Annotated in this window: 15 protein-coding genes; 12 read left to right on the top strand and 3 right to left on the bottom strand. The window is 62.5% G+C overall.

The window, feature by feature from the left end:
• From tgt to AC54AF_RS16605, 7 genes are all read left to right on the top strand, one after another.
• A complete protein-coding gene (tgt, locus tag AC54AF_RS16635) occupies nucleotides 1-1140 on the top strand; it encodes a tRNA guanosine(34) transglycosylase Tgt (RefSeq protein ID WP_496637437.1) in 1140 nt (379 codons plus the stop codon).
• A gap of 196 nt (nucleotides 1141-1336) precedes the next feature.
• Entirely contained in the window at nucleotides 1337-1669 is a 333-nt protein-coding gene (gene yajC, locus AC54AF_RS16630) for a preprotein translocase subunit YajC (protein WP_496637436.1), read from the top strand.
• 97 nt (nucleotides 1670-1766) lie between these two features.
• Complete coding sequence (gene secD, locus AC54AF_RS16625) at nucleotides 1767-3632, top strand: protein translocase subunit SecD (protein WP_496637435.1); 1866 nt, start codon at nucleotides 1767-1769, stop codon at nucleotides 3630-3632.
• A gap of 90 nt (nucleotides 3633-3722) precedes the next feature.
• Nucleotides 3723-4745 carry a protein translocase subunit SecF gene (gene secF, locus AC54AF_RS16620; RefSeq protein ID WP_131688472.1) on the top strand — a complete coding sequence of 341 codons (1023 nt, stop codon included), beginning with the start codon at nucleotides 3723-3725 and terminating at the stop codon, nucleotides 4743-4745.
• Between the two features lie 73 nt (nucleotides 4746-4818).
• Nucleotides 4819-5568 (top strand): hypothetical protein, encoded by a 750-nt coding sequence (locus AC54AF_RS16615; RefSeq protein WP_496637434.1) that lies wholly within the window; start codon nucleotides 4819-4821, stop codon nucleotides 5566-5568.
• A complete protein-coding gene (locus tag AC54AF_RS16610; RefSeq protein WP_496637433.1) occupies nucleotides 5565-6266 on the top strand; it encodes a helix-turn-helix transcriptional regulator in 702 nt (233 codons plus the stop codon). Before AC54AF_RS16615 ends, AC54AF_RS16610 begins: the two co-directional genes overlap by 4 nt.
• Before the next feature lie 74 nt (nucleotides 6267-6340).
• Nucleotides 6341-6967 carry a glutathione S-transferase family protein gene (locus AC54AF_RS16605; protein ID WP_496637432.1) on the top strand — a complete coding sequence of 209 codons (627 nt, stop codon included), beginning with the start codon at nucleotides 6341-6343 and terminating at the stop codon, nucleotides 6965-6967.
• A gap of 178 nt (nucleotides 6968-7145) precedes the next feature.
• On the opposite strand, the gene AC54AF_RS16600 is transcribed toward AC54AF_RS16605, so the two are convergent.
• The 3 genes from AC54AF_RS16600 to AC54AF_RS16590 all read right to left on the bottom strand — a co-directional run bounded on the left by AC54AF_RS16600 (nucleotide 7146) and on the right by AC54AF_RS16590 (nucleotide 8906).
• Nucleotides 7146-7991: an HDOD domain-containing protein gene (locus tag AC54AF_RS16600; protein WP_131688469.1), complete on the bottom strand. Its 846-nt coding sequence runs from the start codon at nucleotides 7989-7991 to the stop codon at nucleotides 7146-7148.
• Nucleotides 7992-8141: 150 nt separating this feature from the next.
• Nucleotides 8142-8426, bottom strand: coding sequence for a hypothetical protein (locus tag AC54AF_RS16595; protein WP_131688468.1), 285 nt, complete (start codon nucleotides 8424-8426; stop codon nucleotides 8142-8144).
• A gap of 45 nt (nucleotides 8427-8471) precedes the next feature.
• On the bottom strand, nucleotides 8472-8906 hold the full coding sequence (locus AC54AF_RS16590) for a MarR family winged helix-turn-helix transcriptional regulator (protein ID WP_496637431.1): 435 nt from the start codon (nucleotides 8904-8906) through the stop codon (nucleotides 8472-8474).
• 131 nt (nucleotides 8907-9037) lie between these two features.
• On the opposite strand from AC54AF_RS16590, the gene AC54AF_RS16585 reads away from it, so the two are divergent.
• From AC54AF_RS16585 to astD, 5 genes are all read left to right on the top strand, one after another.
• On the top strand, nucleotides 9038-9982 hold the full coding sequence (locus AC54AF_RS16585; protein WP_496637430.1) for a GlxA family transcriptional regulator: 945 nt from the start codon (nucleotides 9038-9040) through the stop codon (nucleotides 9980-9982).
• 140 nt (nucleotides 9983-10122) lie between these two features.
• Nucleotides 10123-11364 carry an acetylornithine/succinylornithine family transaminase gene (gene astC, locus AC54AF_RS16580; protein ID WP_496637429.1) on the top strand — a complete coding sequence of 414 codons (1242 nt, stop codon included), beginning with the start codon at nucleotides 10123-10125 and terminating at the stop codon, nucleotides 11362-11364.
• 107 nt (nucleotides 11365-11471) lie between these two features.
• Entirely contained in the window at nucleotides 11472-12503 is a 1032-nt protein-coding gene (locus AC54AF_RS16575; protein WP_496637428.1) for an arginine N-succinyltransferase, read from the top strand.
• Nucleotides 12504-12516: 13 nt separating this feature from the next.
• Nucleotides 12517-13569: an arginine N-succinyltransferase gene (astA, locus tag AC54AF_RS16570; RefSeq protein WP_496637427.1), complete on the top strand. Its 1053-nt coding sequence runs from the start codon at nucleotides 12517-12519 to the stop codon at nucleotides 13567-13569.
• Entirely contained in the window at nucleotides 13562-15052 is a 1491-nt protein-coding gene (astD, locus tag AC54AF_RS16565; RefSeq protein WP_496637426.1) for a succinylglutamate-semialdehyde dehydrogenase, read from the top strand. The genes astA and astD overlap by 8 nt, the downstream gene beginning before the upstream one ends.

Here is a 15052-nt window from a genome sequence, read left to right as displayed (position 1 = left end):
ATGCTGGAATTTACATTACTCAAGACCGACACGAGCGGCCAGACCAAGGCACGCCGCGGCACCTTGAAACTCAACCATGGCGTCGTGCAGACGCCGATCTTCATGCCAGTGGGCACTTACGGCACTGTCAAGGCGATGTCGCCGCTGGAACTGAACGAGATCGACGCGCAGATCATTTTGGGCAACACGTTTCACTTGTGGTTGCGCCCTGGCAACACGGTCATGGAAAAATTCGGCGGCTTGCACGGTTTCATGGGCTGGAACAAGCCGATTTTGACGGATTCCGGCGGCTTCCAGGTGTTTTCGCTGGGCGCCATGCGCAAGATCACGGAAGAGGGCGTGCATTTCAATTCGCCCATCAACGGCGATAAACTGTTCCTCTCGCCGGAAGTGTCGATGCAGGTGCAGCGCGTCCTGAATTCCGACATCGTGATGCAGTTCGACGAATGCACGCCGTACGAAATCGAAGGCCGCCCGGCCACCATCGAGGAAGCGGCCAAGTCCATGCGCATGTCCTTGCGCTGGGCGCAGCGTTCGAAGGACGAGTTCCACCGCGGCGAAAACCCGAATGCGCTGTTCGGCATCGTGCAGGGCGGCATGTTCGAAATGCTGCGCGACGAGTCCCTGGCCAAGCTGGAAGAGATCGATTTCCCCGGCATCGCCATCGGCGGCCTGTCCGTCGGCGAGCCGAAGGAAGACATGATGCGCATGCTGGCCCACGTGGGCCCGCGCCTGCCGGCCAACAAGCCGCATTACCTGATGGGCGTGGGCACGCCGGAAGACCTGGTGGCGGGCGTGTCGAACGGCATCGACATGTTCGATTGCGTCATGCCGACGCGTAACGCCCGCAATGGCTGGCTGTTTACCCGTTTTGGCGATATCAAGATCAAGAACGCCAAATACAAGGAAGACCAGGCGCCGCTGGACGAGACGTGCAGCTGCTACGCCTGCCGCAATTTTTCGCGCGCGTATCTGCACCATTTGCACCGCTCCAAGGAAATCCTCGGCGCGCGCCTCAATACCATCCATAACCTGCATTATTATCTGGACTTGATGCGCCAGATGCGCGAGGCGCTGGACGAAGACCGTTTCCACGCGTTTACCCTGCAATTCCATGCGGAACGGGCACGCGGAACTTAAGAAAAGCTTAGCTTGCGCTCTGGCGGCAGCCGGGCCGGAAGTTTTGTGTATTGGTGCTTGGACTGGGGCGATAAAGCATTGCATAATGCTTTTTTAGCCCCATTTAAAGTTGCCATGGCTGCAATTCGGGTTATGACGTATAGCCAATGCTAGAATACAGCGCTATTTTTTCAAACTGATTAGAACTGGAGTCACCGTGTTTTTCATTTCCAACGCTTATGCGCAAGCCCCAACCGAATCCCTCGGCCTCGGCGGCAACCTGACCAGCTTCTTGCCGCTGGTATTGATGTTCGTGGTCATGTATTTCCTGATGATCCGCCCACAGCAAAAACGCGCCAAAGAACAACGGGCGATGATGGACGCGCTGGCCAAGGGTGACGAAGTCGTCACCGCCGGCGGCATGCTGGGCCGTGTTGTCAAGGTAGTGGACGCTTACGTCACCATCGAAGTGGCGACCGGCACCGAAGTCACGGTGCAAAAGAGCGCCATCACCACCCTGCTGCCTAAAGGTACCCTGAAGGCACTGTAATTCCTCGCTGTCATTGCTTCGGCAATGATAGACCCGGGGCGGCTATCGGCCGCCCCTCGCGACGCCTCCGACGCTCAACACTGAACGCTGAATCACTATGAATCGCTATCCTGCCTGGAAATACATCATCATCGTCGTCGCCTTATTGCTGGGCGCACTCTACACGGCGCCCAATTATTTCGGTGAATCACCGGCGCTGCAAGTAACCAGCGGCAAGTCGACCGTCAAAGTGACGGGTGATCTGATGACGCAAGTCGAGCAAGTATTGACGAAAGAAAACGTCAAGTCGGAAGGCGTCACCATGGATGGCGCCGGCAATCTCGCCTCCGTGCGCGTGCGTTTCGCCGATCCCGATACCCAGTTCAAGGCAAAACTGGTGCTGGAAAAGGACTTGAATACGGATGCCAGCGACCCTGCTTACATCGTGACGGTCAATCTGCAAGCCAATACGCCGATGTGGATGCAAAAATTGCATGCCTTGCCCATGTACCTGGGCCTGGATTTGCGCGGTGGCGTGCACTTCCTCATGCAGGTCGATGCGAAAGCCGTACTGAACAAGAAAGTCCAGGGCGTCCAGTCCGCCGCGCGTAGCGTGTTGCGCGACAAGAATATCCGCCATGCCGGCATCGAGCGCGTGGGCGACAGCGTGCAGATCAACTTCCGTGACGCCGATACGCGCCTGAAGGCAAAGAATGTGTTGTTCGACCAGATGACGGAGCTGGCGTTCGCCGATGCGGGCGAAGGCAGCGACCTGAAACTGAACATCACCCTGAAACCGGCGGCCCTGAAGGCGACCATCGATGAAGGCGTGAAACAGAATATCTCCACCCTGTCCAAGCGCGTCAACGAGCTGGGCGTGGCCGAGCCGCTGATCCAGCAGCAAGGTCCTGACCGCATCGTGGTGCAACTGCCGGGCGTGCAGGACGTGGCCCGCGCGAAAGCCATCATCGGCCGCACGGCGACCCTGGAAGTGCGCCTAGTCGATGAAAGCATCGTGCCTGGCACCGAACTGTCGAGCGCCATCCCGTTCAACTCGGAACTGTTTACGGTTGGCAAGGGCGTCCCTGTCGTGTTGGCGAAAGACGTGATCCTGACGGGCGACTATATTTCCAGCGCCACGGCCAGCTTCGACCAGAACCAGCAGGCGGCCGTGTCGATCGACCTGAACGGCGACGGCGGCCGCAAGATGCGCGAAGCGACGCGCGAACGCGTGGGCAAGCGCATGGCCATCGTGCTGTTTGAAAAGGGCAAGCCGGAAGTGCTGTCGGTGGCCACCATCCAGCAGGAACTCGGCTCGCGCTTCCAGATCACCGGCATGGGCGGCGCGGAAAACGCGAATGAACTGGCGCTGCTGCTGCGCTCGGGTGCCCTGTCCGCACCGATGACCGTCATCGAAGAACGCACGATCGGACCGCAACTGGGCGCAGAAAACATCGCCAAGGGCTTCCACTCGACCTTGTATGGCTTCATCGCCATCGCCATCTTCATGATCGCCTACTATATGCTGTTCGGCGCCTTCAGCGTGCTGGCCCTGGCCGCTAACTTGCTGTTGCTGATCGCTTTGCTGTCGATGATCCAGGTGACGTTGACCTTGCCCGGTATCGCCGCTATCGCGCTGGCGCTGGGTATGGCGATTGACGCCAACGTGCTGATCAATGAACGTATCCGCGAAGAGCTGCGCGCCGGCAATACGCCGCAAGCGGCGATCGCTGCCGGTTTCGATCGCGCCTGGGCCACGATTCTCGATTCGAACGTGACCACCCTGATCGTCGGCCTGGCGCTGCTGGCCTTCGGCAGCGGCCCGGTGCGCGGCTTCGCTGTTGTGCATTGCCTGGGCATTCTGACCTCGATGTTCTCCTCCGTGTTCGTGTCGCGCGGCGTGGTCAACCTCTGGTATGGCCGCAAGAAAAAGCTGGCGACCTTGTCGATCGGCACGGTGTGGGTGCCGGGCACCAGCAAATAAGCGACGGCCCAGCCTTACCCAATAGCGTCAACAGCGATAGCGTCCGGTGGCCCAGCCGCCGGACGCACAGAATAGAACTCAGAGGATTTCATGGAATTTTTCCGGATCAAAAAAGATATTCCCTTCATGCGCCATGCGTTGATTTTCAACGTGATTTCGGCGGTGACCTTCCTTGCCGCCGTCTTCTTCCTGTTCCACAAGGGCTTGCACCTGTCCGTGGAATTCAAGGGCGGCACCTTGATGGAGGTCAAATACCCCAAGGCGGCCAACCTTGAAGGCATACGCGGCACCCTGATCAAGATGGGCTACGAAGAACCTGGCGTGACCAGCTTCGATACGGCGCGCGACGTGATGATCCGTCTGCCGGTGGAAAATGGCGTCAGCGCCGCCAATACGTCGCAGCGCGTGTTTGACGCCTTGTGCAAGGCCGAGCAGGGCACGACCAAGGGTATCGATACCGTCACCGACAAGGGTGAACACGTCATCAAGAGCGCGTGCATGGACGCTGCCGGCAGCGAAGCGGTCGTCTTGCAGAAAGTCGAATTCGTCGGCCCGCAAGTGGGCGAGGAACTGGCGCAGAACGGCTTAAACGCGCTGGTGATGGTGATTATCGGCGTGATGATCTACCTGGCCATCCGCTTCGAGTGGAAATACGCTGTCTCGGCCATTATCGCCAACTTGCATGACGTGGTGATCATCCTGGGTTTCTTCGCCTTCTTCCAGTGGGAATTCTCGCTGACGGTACTGGCGGCCATCCTGGCGGTGCTCGGTTATTCCGTCAACGAATCGGTGGTGATCTTTGACCGTATCCGCGAGAACTTCCGCAAGCAGCGCAAGGCTTCCGTGCATGAAGTGATCGACAGCGCGATCACCAGCACCATTTCGCGTACCATCATCACCCACGGTTCCACGCAGATGATGGTGCTGTCGATGCTGGTCTTCGGCGGGCAGACCCTGCACCACTTCGCACTGGCGCTGACCATCGGTATCTGCTTCGGTATTTACTCGTCCGTGTTCGTCGCGGCCTCGATCGCCATGTGGCTGGGCGTCAAGCGCGAAGACTTGATCAAGCCGGTCAAGGAAAAAGACGAAACCGACGGCGCCGTGGTGTAAGCGCAGGTTTTTTGCAGCTCGAATGAAGAACGATCACCGTTTGCGGTGGTCGTTTTTTTTATGGCGGATGACGATGAAGCGTTTGATAGTGATGGGCATCATGGCGTGCATTGGCGCGCTGGCCAGTGCCGCAGAATTGCGCCGTGTGGCCAGCGATACCATCGCCCTGCGCGGCCCGATTGCCGAGGGCGACGTGGACAAGCTGCGGCTGCTGGCCGCGCCGGGTCTGACGCTGTTGCGCGTGAATAGCGACGGTGGCGACCCGAAGGCAGCGATGCAGCTGGGGCGCTATCTGCGCCAGCAGCAATGGCGTCTCGCCATCGACACGGTGTGCGCGGGCAGCTGCGCCCTGTATGTCTTCCCGGCCGCGCGGCGCAAGCACATTCCGGCCGGCGCCGTGCTGGCGCTGCAGGAATCGGCGTTCCTGCGCGCGCAGGCGGGCCCGGAGCGCATGCGCCGCAGCCTGGTCGAGACGGGCGTGCCGGCCGATGAGCTTGACCGCGAAACGGCGGCGCTGGCAGCCCAATTGGCAGACACGGCGGCGCTGGAAGCGGCCTTTGCCGCGGAGCTGGGCATTGCCCCCGCCTTTTACCGCGATTTTCCGCAAGTGGCGGCGCAGGCCGATAGCGTGCGCCAGCGCTTTCCCGACCAGGAGGCGGCCATCTACTGGTGGCCCGCCGCAGGCCGCTTGCAGCGCTGCTACGGCATCGCCGGCGTGCAAGAGGGGCCGCGCGCGGCGCGCCTGGCGCCCGACGGCTATCTGTACGTGCCGGCCCTGTCGGCCCTGGTGATGGGCGACCAGGCTTTGCAGGCCTGCCCATGAGCCGCAGCGGCCGGCTCTTCCTGCTGATGGACGCCATGCGCGCCAGGCGCGTGCCCGTCACGGCGGCCCAGCTGGCGCAGCAGCTGGGCGTCTCCGAACGCACGATTTACCGCGATATCCAGACCCTGGCCGAACTGGGCGCCCCCCTGCAGGGCGAGGCCGGCATCGGCTATGTGCTGCGCCGTGGCGCCTTCTTGCCGCCCCTGATGTTTGGCGCCGATGAACTGGAAGCGCTGGTGCTGGGCGCGCGCTGGGTGCGCCGCCAGGGCGATGCGGGCCTGGCGCAGGCGGCCAGCAATGCCCTGGCGAAGATCGCGGCAGCCTCACCGCGCGACTTGCGCGACAGCATGGCCGAGACCAGCTTGTGGGTGCCGCTGGGGCGCCCCGCCGATGGCACGCAGCCGGCCGACCGTTACGTGCAGCCGGTGCGCGAGGCGATCCGCTACGAACAGAAACTCACGCTCGCCTATCAGGATGAGCATGGCAGCGCCACCTCGCGCACGGTGTGGCCGTTCGCCCTGGCTTTTTTTGAAGGCAAGCGCCTGCTGGCCGCCTGGTGCGAGCTGCGCGGCGATTACCGGCATTTCCGCATCGACCGCATCGCCAGCGTGCAGCAGCATGAGGAGCGCTACCCCGCGCGCCGCCATGTGCTGTTGGATGCCTGGCGCAAGATGCATGATATTGATCCGGAATCCTGAGATGCGCTCCTGACAAAAACTGTCAGTGACGGCGACTACGATGGTGGCTTCCTCACTCACCGGAGTTACGCACCATGCGCCTGTACCACCACCCCATGTCCTCGAATGCCCGCCGTGCCCTGATGACGGCGATCCATCTCGGCTTGCCCCTGGAACTGGCCGAAGTCGACCTGATGAATGCGGACGACCGCCGCCGCCTGGTCGAGTTCAATCCAAACGGCAAGGTGCCCGTGCTGGCCGATGGCGCTTTCCTGCTGTGGGAATCGTGCGCCATCATGCAATACCTGGCCGAGCAGGTGCCGGGCCAGACGATTTATCCGCAGGCGCCGCAGGCCCGCGCCGACGTCAACCGCTGGCTGTTCTGGGCCGCGCAGCACTTCGCGCCCGCCATCAGCGTGCTGGCCTGGGAACGGGCCTGGAAGGGCATGACGGGCAATGGTCCGGCGGACCCGCTGGAAGAGGCGCGCGGCGAGCGCGACCTGCACGAGTGCGCCGTGGTGCTGGACGCGCATCTGGCGCAGCGCGACTGGCTCAGCGGAGACGCTCTGACCCTGGCCGATTTCGCCGTGGCCGCGCCGCTGATGTACAGCGAGGCCGTGCGGCTGCCGTTGGCGCAATACCAAAATATTCAGGCGTGGTTCGCCCGCGTGCGGCAGCTGCGCGCCTGGCAGGAAACGGACGTGCAGCTGTTGCCGGGATAATCTGCGCGCTAAGTGTGCCAGCGCACGGAGCGGGCGCGGCGCACCACATAAGATAGGGCTGTCTCTTTCAGGACATCCCTAGCTTTGGACTTGACCCGCTTTCGAGCGGGTTTTTTTTGTCGGCGTGATTGGCGCCCGGTGTTGACAGTGAACGCCCGCATCCGGTGCTTGGAGCATATTAATGCACGAGCACTTTCAGCAACGACTGCACTTCATCGTCCGATTCTTCCATGATGCTCGACAGGGTCGCATCGCCGATCACGCAGTCGATGCTGCCGGCGGCGCGGGCGGCCCGCACGGCGATGGCGGCCGGGCTTTCGTTGAGGGGCGACGAGACGGGCGCCAGGTCATTCGCCAGCAGCAGGGTGTCGCCCAGCGACTCTGGCGGGATGGCGCGCAGGCCTACCCACAGTGCATCGATGGCGCCCATCACCGCTTCCGGCACCTTCAATTTGGTCAGGACGCCATGGCCGATGGCCTGTTCGCCATGTTCGACCCAGTCTTCCGGCTCGCCGTCGAGGATGCCGGGGAATTCGGCCGCGCGCGACAGCAGATAGAACCCGCCCACTTCATGCATGATGCCGGCAAACAGGGCCGTATCGGGGTCAACCCTGGTGACGCGGCGGGCCAGGACTTGCGACAGGGCTGCCACGTGAGCCGTATGCTCCCACAGCTGGTTGGCCTTCGCTTGCAGCACGGGATCGGTGATGGTGCTGCCCAGCTGGCGCACGATCAGCGATGCCACCACCGACTGCAGGGTACGCACGCCGAGCCGCTGCACGGCATTGCGCACGCTGGTGATTTCATTGCCGGAGCGGTTGAACGCGGCAGAATTGGCGATGGCCACCGTGCGCGCGGCCAGCAGCGGGTCTGCCTGCACCAGCTTGGCGGCGGCCTCGATATGGCAGTCGGGATCGGCCAGCGCCTCTTGCAGCTTGAGCGAAGCGTCCACATTGGCAGGAAAGGTCAGCTCGCCACGAGCGGCTTGTGCGGCGATGCTTTTAAAGGCGTCGAGTCTGTTCATTGAAAAAATTATACTCGCAATATTTCCGTACGGAACTTTTTAACCGTGATCTTTTCGCAAACAGCTTGGCAAAAGGCAAGCAAAGCCCCGTAAACGGAAAAAGGCATGCCACTGAATCAGCGGCATGCCCTTTGTGATCTACGAGCGTTATCAGTCTGTTTCGCTGAAGATCGCGTCGCAGCCTTCAACCAGCTCATCGCTGTCTTCCAGCTCATCCGTCAAGCCCAGGTCGAAGAGTTCCTCGACGGCATTCATGAAGCTGTTGTGCTTGGTGGCGCCGATCAGGCGGTAGATTTCGCCGTCTTCATTGCGCACGCCGATGATCAGTTTTTCCTGGCGCACCAGTTCCGGCGTGCTGGCGTTGAGCAGCAGGTTGCCGATGATGTGTTTATCGAAATGAGCGGGCTTTTTGCCTTCGAGCAGTGAGGTTTTCAACTTGGTTTCCTTTGTCTTGTTTGAATGTCTGTGCTTGGTGAATGGTCAGCCGTGGCCGTTGGCGATGGCGTGCTTCAAGCCCGCCAGGGTGGTTTCCAACCGCATGAAATCGTCTTCGGTATAGCCGTCGAACAGGCGCTGGCCCTGCCTTGTCAGCTTGGGGAACACGTCATGGAACACCCGTTCGCCCTCGCAGCTCAGGCGCACGTAATAGGAACGCTTGTCGCGTGGACAACGTTCGCGTATCACCAGCCCCTTCTGTTCCAGCCGGTCTACCACGCCCGTCAAGGTACCCTTGGTAATCAGGGTTTTCTGCCCCAGTTCCTTGTAGGACATGCCGCAGGTGTTGCCGAGCGTGGCAATGATGTCGAATTGCGCATGCGTCAAGCCGTACTGGCGAACAAAGTCGCTAGAAAACCGCTCGAAGCCTTGCATGCATTCGGCCAGCAGCCGGATACTTTTTAAATATCGTTCACCCATGGCAGTGATTATATCCTTCCGCTCCGCTTTTTTCCGCCGCGCCAGGATGCGCCCTTGCATGCGGGTCTCAATGGGGCGGAAGTCCGGTATCATGTGGGCAACTCAGCCCTTGCCCCTGGCCCGCCTCGCCGATGTCCTTCGCTAATCTTTCCCGTATCGGCCTCGACAAACCGCTGCGTTTGCTGCTGGTCCATGCCGGCGATGCCGAGTCGATCACCTGGGCCGGCCTGGTGCAGCCGCTGCGCCTGTGCGCGCGGGCGCTGGGACCGGACTCCCTGCAACTGGACGTGCGCACGCCGGAACAGGTGGCCGCGCAGGGCGGCAACTGGCATATCGCGCTGCTGGTGGCCGACGAAACGCAGGCGCCGCTGCGCGCCGAGCTGTGCCGGGCAGTGATCGAGCGCTGCCGTTCGGCCCCATTCTGGGGCGGTGTGGGCGCGGCCGTGCTGTGGCTGGCCGGCGCGGGCGTCATGGATGGCGTGCGTATCGCCTTGCCGTGGGCCCTGTACGCGGATGCGGAAGCGAAGGCGGAACGGGCCATTCTGACGCCGCACCTGTTCGACATCGACGGCCCGCACATCACCTGTTGCGGCGGCGCTGCCAGCATCGACTTTTCGCTGACCCTGATCGAAACCATCTTTGGCGCCGACGTGCAGGCGCTCGTCAAGGAAGCGCTGTGCGTGGACAAGGTGCGCGGCAAGGAAGAGCGCCAGAGGGTGGCCCTGCAGGCGCGTTTCGGCGTGCTGCAGCCCAAGCTGTCCGAGGCGGTGACCTTGATGGAAGCCAATATCGAGGAGCCGCTGTCGACGGACGACATCGCCAGCCTGGTGGGCCTGTCGCGGCGCCAGCTCGAGCGGCTGTTCAAGCAATACCTGGGCAGCCTGCCGTCGCGCTACTACCTGGAGCTGCGCCTGCAGCGCTCACGACAATTGTTGCTCGACACACACTATTCCATCGTGCAAGTTGGCCTGATGTGCGGCTTTTCTTCCGGCTCGCACTTTTCCACGGCGTTTGGCACCCTGTTTGGCAATACCCCGCGCGAAGAGCGACAAAGAAAGCTCATGCCCCCAGCTTGATCAAGGCAAGTCCGGCTGTGATGAATTGTGAAAATCCTTGTCGCAGATTCAAAAGAGTTTTAGCATCCCGCTTTTTATAATGCAGTACACACGTAGCTGTCGTAGCTGCGGAGTACCTAACATATTGATGGGGAAATGCTATGAATGCCAAGCTTGATTCGACCGTAACGGCTCGTCCAGTTACCCGGGAAACCTTTGACCAGGTCCTCGTTCCTACCTACGCCCCTGCCGCCATGGTGCCCGTGCGCGGTTCCGGACTGGATCTGTGGGACCAGTCGGGCAAGCATTACCTCGATTTCACCTCCGGCATCGCCGTCAACAGCCTGGGCCACTGCCATCCGGCCCTGGTCGACGTGCTGACCAAGCAAATCAATAATTTGTGGCATTTGGGCAACGGCTACACCAACGAGCCTGTCCTGCGCCTGGCGCTGGCCCTGACGGAAGCGACCTTCGCCGACCGCGCCTTCTTCTGCAACTCGGGCGCGGAAGCCAACGAAGCGGCCCTGAAACTGGCGCGCAAGTACGCCCACACCAAGTTCGGCGCGCACAAGTCGCGCATCATCTCGTGCTTCAGCTCCTTCCACGGCCGCACCCTGTTTACCGTCTCCGTCGGCGGCCAGGCCAAGTACACGGAAGGCTTCGAGCCGCTGCCACCGTCGATCGACCACATTGCCTACAACGACATCGAAGCGGCGCGCGCCGCCATCGGCGATGACGTGTGCGCCGTGATCGTCGAACCGGTACAAGGCGAAGGCGGCGTGGTGCCGGGCAATCCGGAGTTCCTCAAGGAACTGCGCGCCCTGTGCGACAAGACCGGCGCCCTGTTGATTTTCGACGAAGTCCAGTGCGGCATGGGCCGCACTGGCGCGTTGTTCGCGTACATGGGCTACGGCGTCACGCCGGACATCCTGACGGCCGCCAAGGCGCTGGGCAACGGCTACCCGATCGGCGCCATGCTGACCACCAATGAACTGGCGCAGACCCTGGCCGTCGGCACCCACGGCACCACCTACGGCGGCAATCCGCTGGCCGCCACCGTTGCCTTGAAAGTATTGGAAACGATCAACACGCCGGCGTTCCTGGCCCGTGTGAAAGAAGCGAGCGTCAACACCATCGCCATGCTGCAAGGCTTGATCACGGATTATCCGCAAGTGTTCTCCGTGGTGCGCGGCAGCGGTTTGCTGCTGGGCCTGGTCGTCAGCGAAGCCTACAAGGGCCGCGCGAAGGACATCCAGAAGGCGGCCGAAGCGCAAGGCTTGATGGTGCTGATCGCCGGCATGGACGTGGTGCGCCTGGCGCCGGCCCTGATCGTCTCGGACGAACAGATCGCCGAAGCGGGCCGTCTGCTGCGCGCCGCCATCGACGGCATGCTGAAAGCCTGAGGCTAGCCTCGCTCCCTGTTTGATCACCGGCCCGCCGCTTTGCTGCGGGCCGGCTTGGTTCTACCCGGGTTTTCAGCCCATGTATCGTCAGCATTGAAGGAGTACCCATGTATGTTGTCCGTCCGGTAGAAATTGCGGATATTGCAGCCCTCGAAGCGCTGGCCGCAGTAACCATGCCGGGTGTCCATACCCTGCCGAAGACGCGCGAGAAAATCGCCGCCTCCGTCGAGCGCTCCATCGCCTCGTTTGCCGCCCATGTCGACATCCCCAGCGAAGAGTCGTATCTCTTCGTGCTTGAATCCCTGCCCGACAAGAGCATCGCCGGCACGGCCGCCATCTTCGCCTCGGCCGGCTCGAACGGCACCTATTTTTCCTTTCGCAACGACGTCATCCAGCAAGTCTCGCGCGACCTGAACATCAGCCACAGCGTGCATGCGCTGACCCTGTGTTCCGAGCTGACGGCGTATTCGCAGCTGTCCGGCTTCTACGTGCGCAACATGGAGCAGGCGGGCCTGGAAGCGGCCCTGCTGTCGCGCGCGCGGCTGCTGTTCGCCGTGCTGGCGCCGCACCGTTTCGGCGACCGTTTCTTCGTGCCGCTGGCCGGCATCACGGACGCCAACGGCCAGTCGCCATTCTGGGATGCGCTGGGCCGCAAGTTCTTCCAGATGGATTTCCTCGATGCCGAAAAAGTCATTGGCGGCGCGCGCAACCGCACCCTGATCGTCGAGCTGATGCCGCACTACCCCGTGTACGTGCCGCTGCTGCCGGGCGACGCGCAGGCGGCCATGGGCCAGATCCACCCGAGCGGCGAACTGGCGTTCAATTTGCTGACGGAAGAAGGCTTTGAAGCCGACGATTACATCGACATCTTCGATGGCGGCCCCATTTTGCAGGCGCACAAGCATGCGCTGCGCTCGTTTACGGGCTCGCTCACGCGCCGCGTCGTCGCCGGCGTCACGCCCAGCCGCACGGGCCTGAAAGTGCACTACGCGGTCGCGTCGGGCGCGGAGCGCAACTTCCGCGCCGTCACCTTTACCTGCGATGCGCTCGAAGCGCAGGATACCGTCGGCTTGCCGCCCGAGTTGCTCGACGCGCTTGCCGTGGCCGAAGGCGACAGCGTCATTTGCGTGCGCATCTAACCGAGAGAACATTATGCTAGTAGTACGCGCCATCAACGCTTCTGACCTGGACGCCCTGTACGGCCTGGCCAGCCAGGTCGGCACCGGCATGACCACCCTCAAGCCGGACATGAAAATGCTGGGCGACCGCCTGGCCATCGCCTGTGCTTCGTTCGCCGAAACCATCCCGCCCGAAAAGCGTGACTACATGTTCGTCATGGAGGATACCGACACGGGCCGCCTGGCCGGCGTGTGCGCCATCAAGGGCGCCGTGGGCCTGGAAGAACCGTTCTATAACTACCGCATCGGCACCCTGGTCCATTCGAGCCGCGAGCTCGACGTGTTTACGCGCATGGAAACCTTGTACCTGTCGAACGACCTGACGGGCAGCACGGAACTGTGCTCGCTGTTTTTGCACCCCGACTACCGCAGCGGCAACAATGGCAAGCTGCTGTCGAAAAGCCGCTTCCTGTTCATCGCCCAATTCCCGCACCTGTTCACGGAAAAGCTGATCGCCGAAATGCGCGGCTACCAGGCGCCGGATGGCAGCTCGCCGTTCTATGAAGGCCTGGGCCGCCACTTCTTCAAGATGGATTTCCACCACGTCGACGACCTGACGAGCCTGGGCAAGAAATCCTTCATCGCCGAACTGATGCCGCGCCAGCCCATGTACGTGGCCTACCTGCCTGACGAGGCGCAGGAAGTCATCGGCAAGGTGCATCTGAGCACGGCGCCCGCGCGCCGCCTGCTGGAACAGGAAGGCTTGCACTTCGAAGGCTATGTCGACATTTTCGACGCCGGTCCCGTGCTGCAGGCGCGCGTGTCCGAGTTGCGCGCCATGCGCGACAGCATGCCGGCCGTGCTCGACGCCGACGCTGCGCCTGAAGTGGGCGGTGACCTTGCCCAGGCCGAGCCTTACCTGGTGTCGAACACCGACCTGAAAGATTTCCGCATGATCGTCACCAGCGCCAATCCGCACGGCGGCAAGATCGCGCTCGATGACGATGAACTGCATCTGCTGCGCTGCCATCACGGCGACACCGTGCGCACCTTGTCACTCAACCCGAGGAAGCATCCCCATGTCTAACGTATTTAATTCGTCTACCGCAGCATCGAACTTCATCAACGGCGCCTGGCTGCCGGGTACGGGCCGCGAACTGGCCACCATCGACCCGTCGAACGGCAAGCAGACCTGGGCCAGCCTGGAAGCGACTGAACACGAAGTCGAACAGGCGTGCCAGTCCGCTCGCGCCGCCTTTGAAGCGTGGGCCGAGACGCCCGTCGAGGAACGCATCGCCATCTGCGTGCGCTTTCGCGAACTGCTGAAGGAGCATGCGGAAGCGCTGGCGCTGCTGATCTCGGAAGAAGTGGGCAAACCGCTGTGGGAGTCGCGCACGGAAGTGGCCACCATGGCCAACAAGATCGATATCTCGGTGCAGTCCTACCACGCGCGCACGGGCATCACGCAAAGCAAGATCGCCGACGGCGACGCCGTGCTGCGCCACCGCCCGCATGGCGTGTTCGGCGTCTTCGGCCCGTACAATTTTCCCGGCCACCTGCCGAATGGCCACATCGTGCCGGCCCTGATCGCCGGTAACACCATCGTCTTCAAGCCCAGCGAATATGCGCCGCGCACGGCCATCAAGACCGTGCAGCTGTGGCAGCAGGCGGGCTTGCCGAATGGCGTCGTCAACCTCGTCAACGGCGGGCGCGACACGGGCGTGGCGCTGGGCGCCAATCCACACCTCGATGGCGTGCTGTTTACGGGCTCCTGCCAGACGGGCATCAGCCTGCACCGCCAGTTCGGCGGCCAGCCGGGCAAGATGCTGGCGCTGGAAATGGGCGGCAACAACGCCCTCGTCGTGTGGGATGTGAAGGACGTGGACGCGGCCGTGCACCACGCGATCTTCTCCGCCTTCGTCTCGGCCGGCCAGCGCTGCACCTGCGCGCGCCGCCTGGTGGTGCAGGACAACGCCGCCGGCGCAGCGTTTGTGGCGCGCCTGGTGGAAGTGGCCGCGAAACTGGGCATCGGCGCCTCCGACGCGCAGCCGCAGCCGTTCATGGGCCCGGTGGTGTCGAGCGCCGTAGCCGCGCGCCTGGTGCAGGCGCAGGCGGACATGGCCGCCAAGGGCGGCACCACGCTGCTGCAGATGCGCCAGTTGAATCCCGAGGCGGGCTTTGTCACGGCCGGCATCGTCGACGTCACCAACGCTCCCGGCATCCCCGACGAAGAGTGGTTCGGCCCGTTGCTGCAGGTGATCCGCGTGGCCGATTTCGATGCGGCCCTGAAGGTCGCCAACGCCACCGAATTTGGTCTCGCCGCAGCGCTGCTGTCGGACGATCCGGCCCTGTGGCAAACCTTCCAGGTACGCGCGCGCGCCGGCATCATCAACTGGAACCGTCCGACCACGGGCGCGGCCAGCACGGCGCCGTTCGGCGGCATCGGCAAGTCGGGCAACCACCGTCCAAGCGCCTATTACGCGGCCGATTACTGCGCCTATCCGGTCGCCTCGATCGAGAACAGCGCGCTGGAAATGCCGGCCAAGCTGTCGCCCGGCCTGAATTTTTAA

It is taken from the genome of Janthinobacterium sp. JF4, from assembly GCF_059617925.1.
This window is presented reverse-complemented; position numbering and strand designations above follow the sequence as displayed.

Bases quoted from the DNA above. Each gene is read 5' to 3' on its own strand.
- tgt (WP_496637437.1), top strand. From the start codon at position 1: ATGCTGGAATTTACATTACTCAAGACCGACACGAGCGGCCAGACCAAG.
- secD (WP_496637435.1), top strand. From the start codon at position 1,767: ATGAATCGCTATCCTGCCTGGAAATACATCATCATCGTCGTCGCCTTA.
- secF (WP_131688472.1), top strand. From the start codon at position 3,723: ATGGAATTTTTCCGGATCAAAAAAGATATTCCCTTCATGCGCCATGCG.
- AC54AF_RS16615 (WP_496637434.1), top strand. From the start codon at position 4,819: ATGAAGCGTTTGATAGTGATGGGCATCATGGCGTGCATTGGCGCGCTG.
- AC54AF_RS16610 (WP_496637433.1), top strand. From the start codon at position 5,565: ATGAGCCGCAGCGGCCGGCTCTTCCTGCTGATGGACGCCATGCGCGCC.
- AC54AF_RS16605 (WP_496637432.1), top strand. From the start codon at position 6,341: ATGCGCCTGTACCACCACCCCATGTCCTCGAATGCCCGCCGTGCCCTG.
- AC54AF_RS16600 (WP_131688469.1), bottom strand. From the start codon at position 7,991: ATGAACAGACTCGACGCCTTTAAAAGCATCGCCGCACAAGCCGCTCGT.
- AC54AF_RS16590 (WP_496637431.1), bottom strand. From the start codon at position 8,906: ATGGGTGAACGATATTTAAAAAGTATCCGGCTGCTGGCCGAATGCATG.
- AC54AF_RS16585 (WP_496637430.1), top strand. From the start codon at position 9,038: ATGTCCTTCGCTAATCTTTCCCGTATCGGCCTCGACAAACCGCTGCGT.
- astC (WP_496637429.1), top strand. From the start codon at position 10,123: ATGAATGCCAAGCTTGATTCGACCGTAACGGCTCGTCCAGTTACCCGG.
- AC54AF_RS16575 (WP_496637428.1), top strand. From the start codon at position 11,472: ATGTATGTTGTCCGTCCGGTAGAAATTGCGGATATTGCAGCCCTCGAA.
- astA (WP_496637427.1), top strand. From the start codon at position 12,517: ATGCTAGTAGTACGCGCCATCAACGCTTCTGACCTGGACGCCCTGTAC.
- astD (WP_496637426.1), top strand. From the start codon at position 13,562: ATGTCTAACGTATTTAATTCGTCTACCGCAGCATCGAACTTCATCAAC.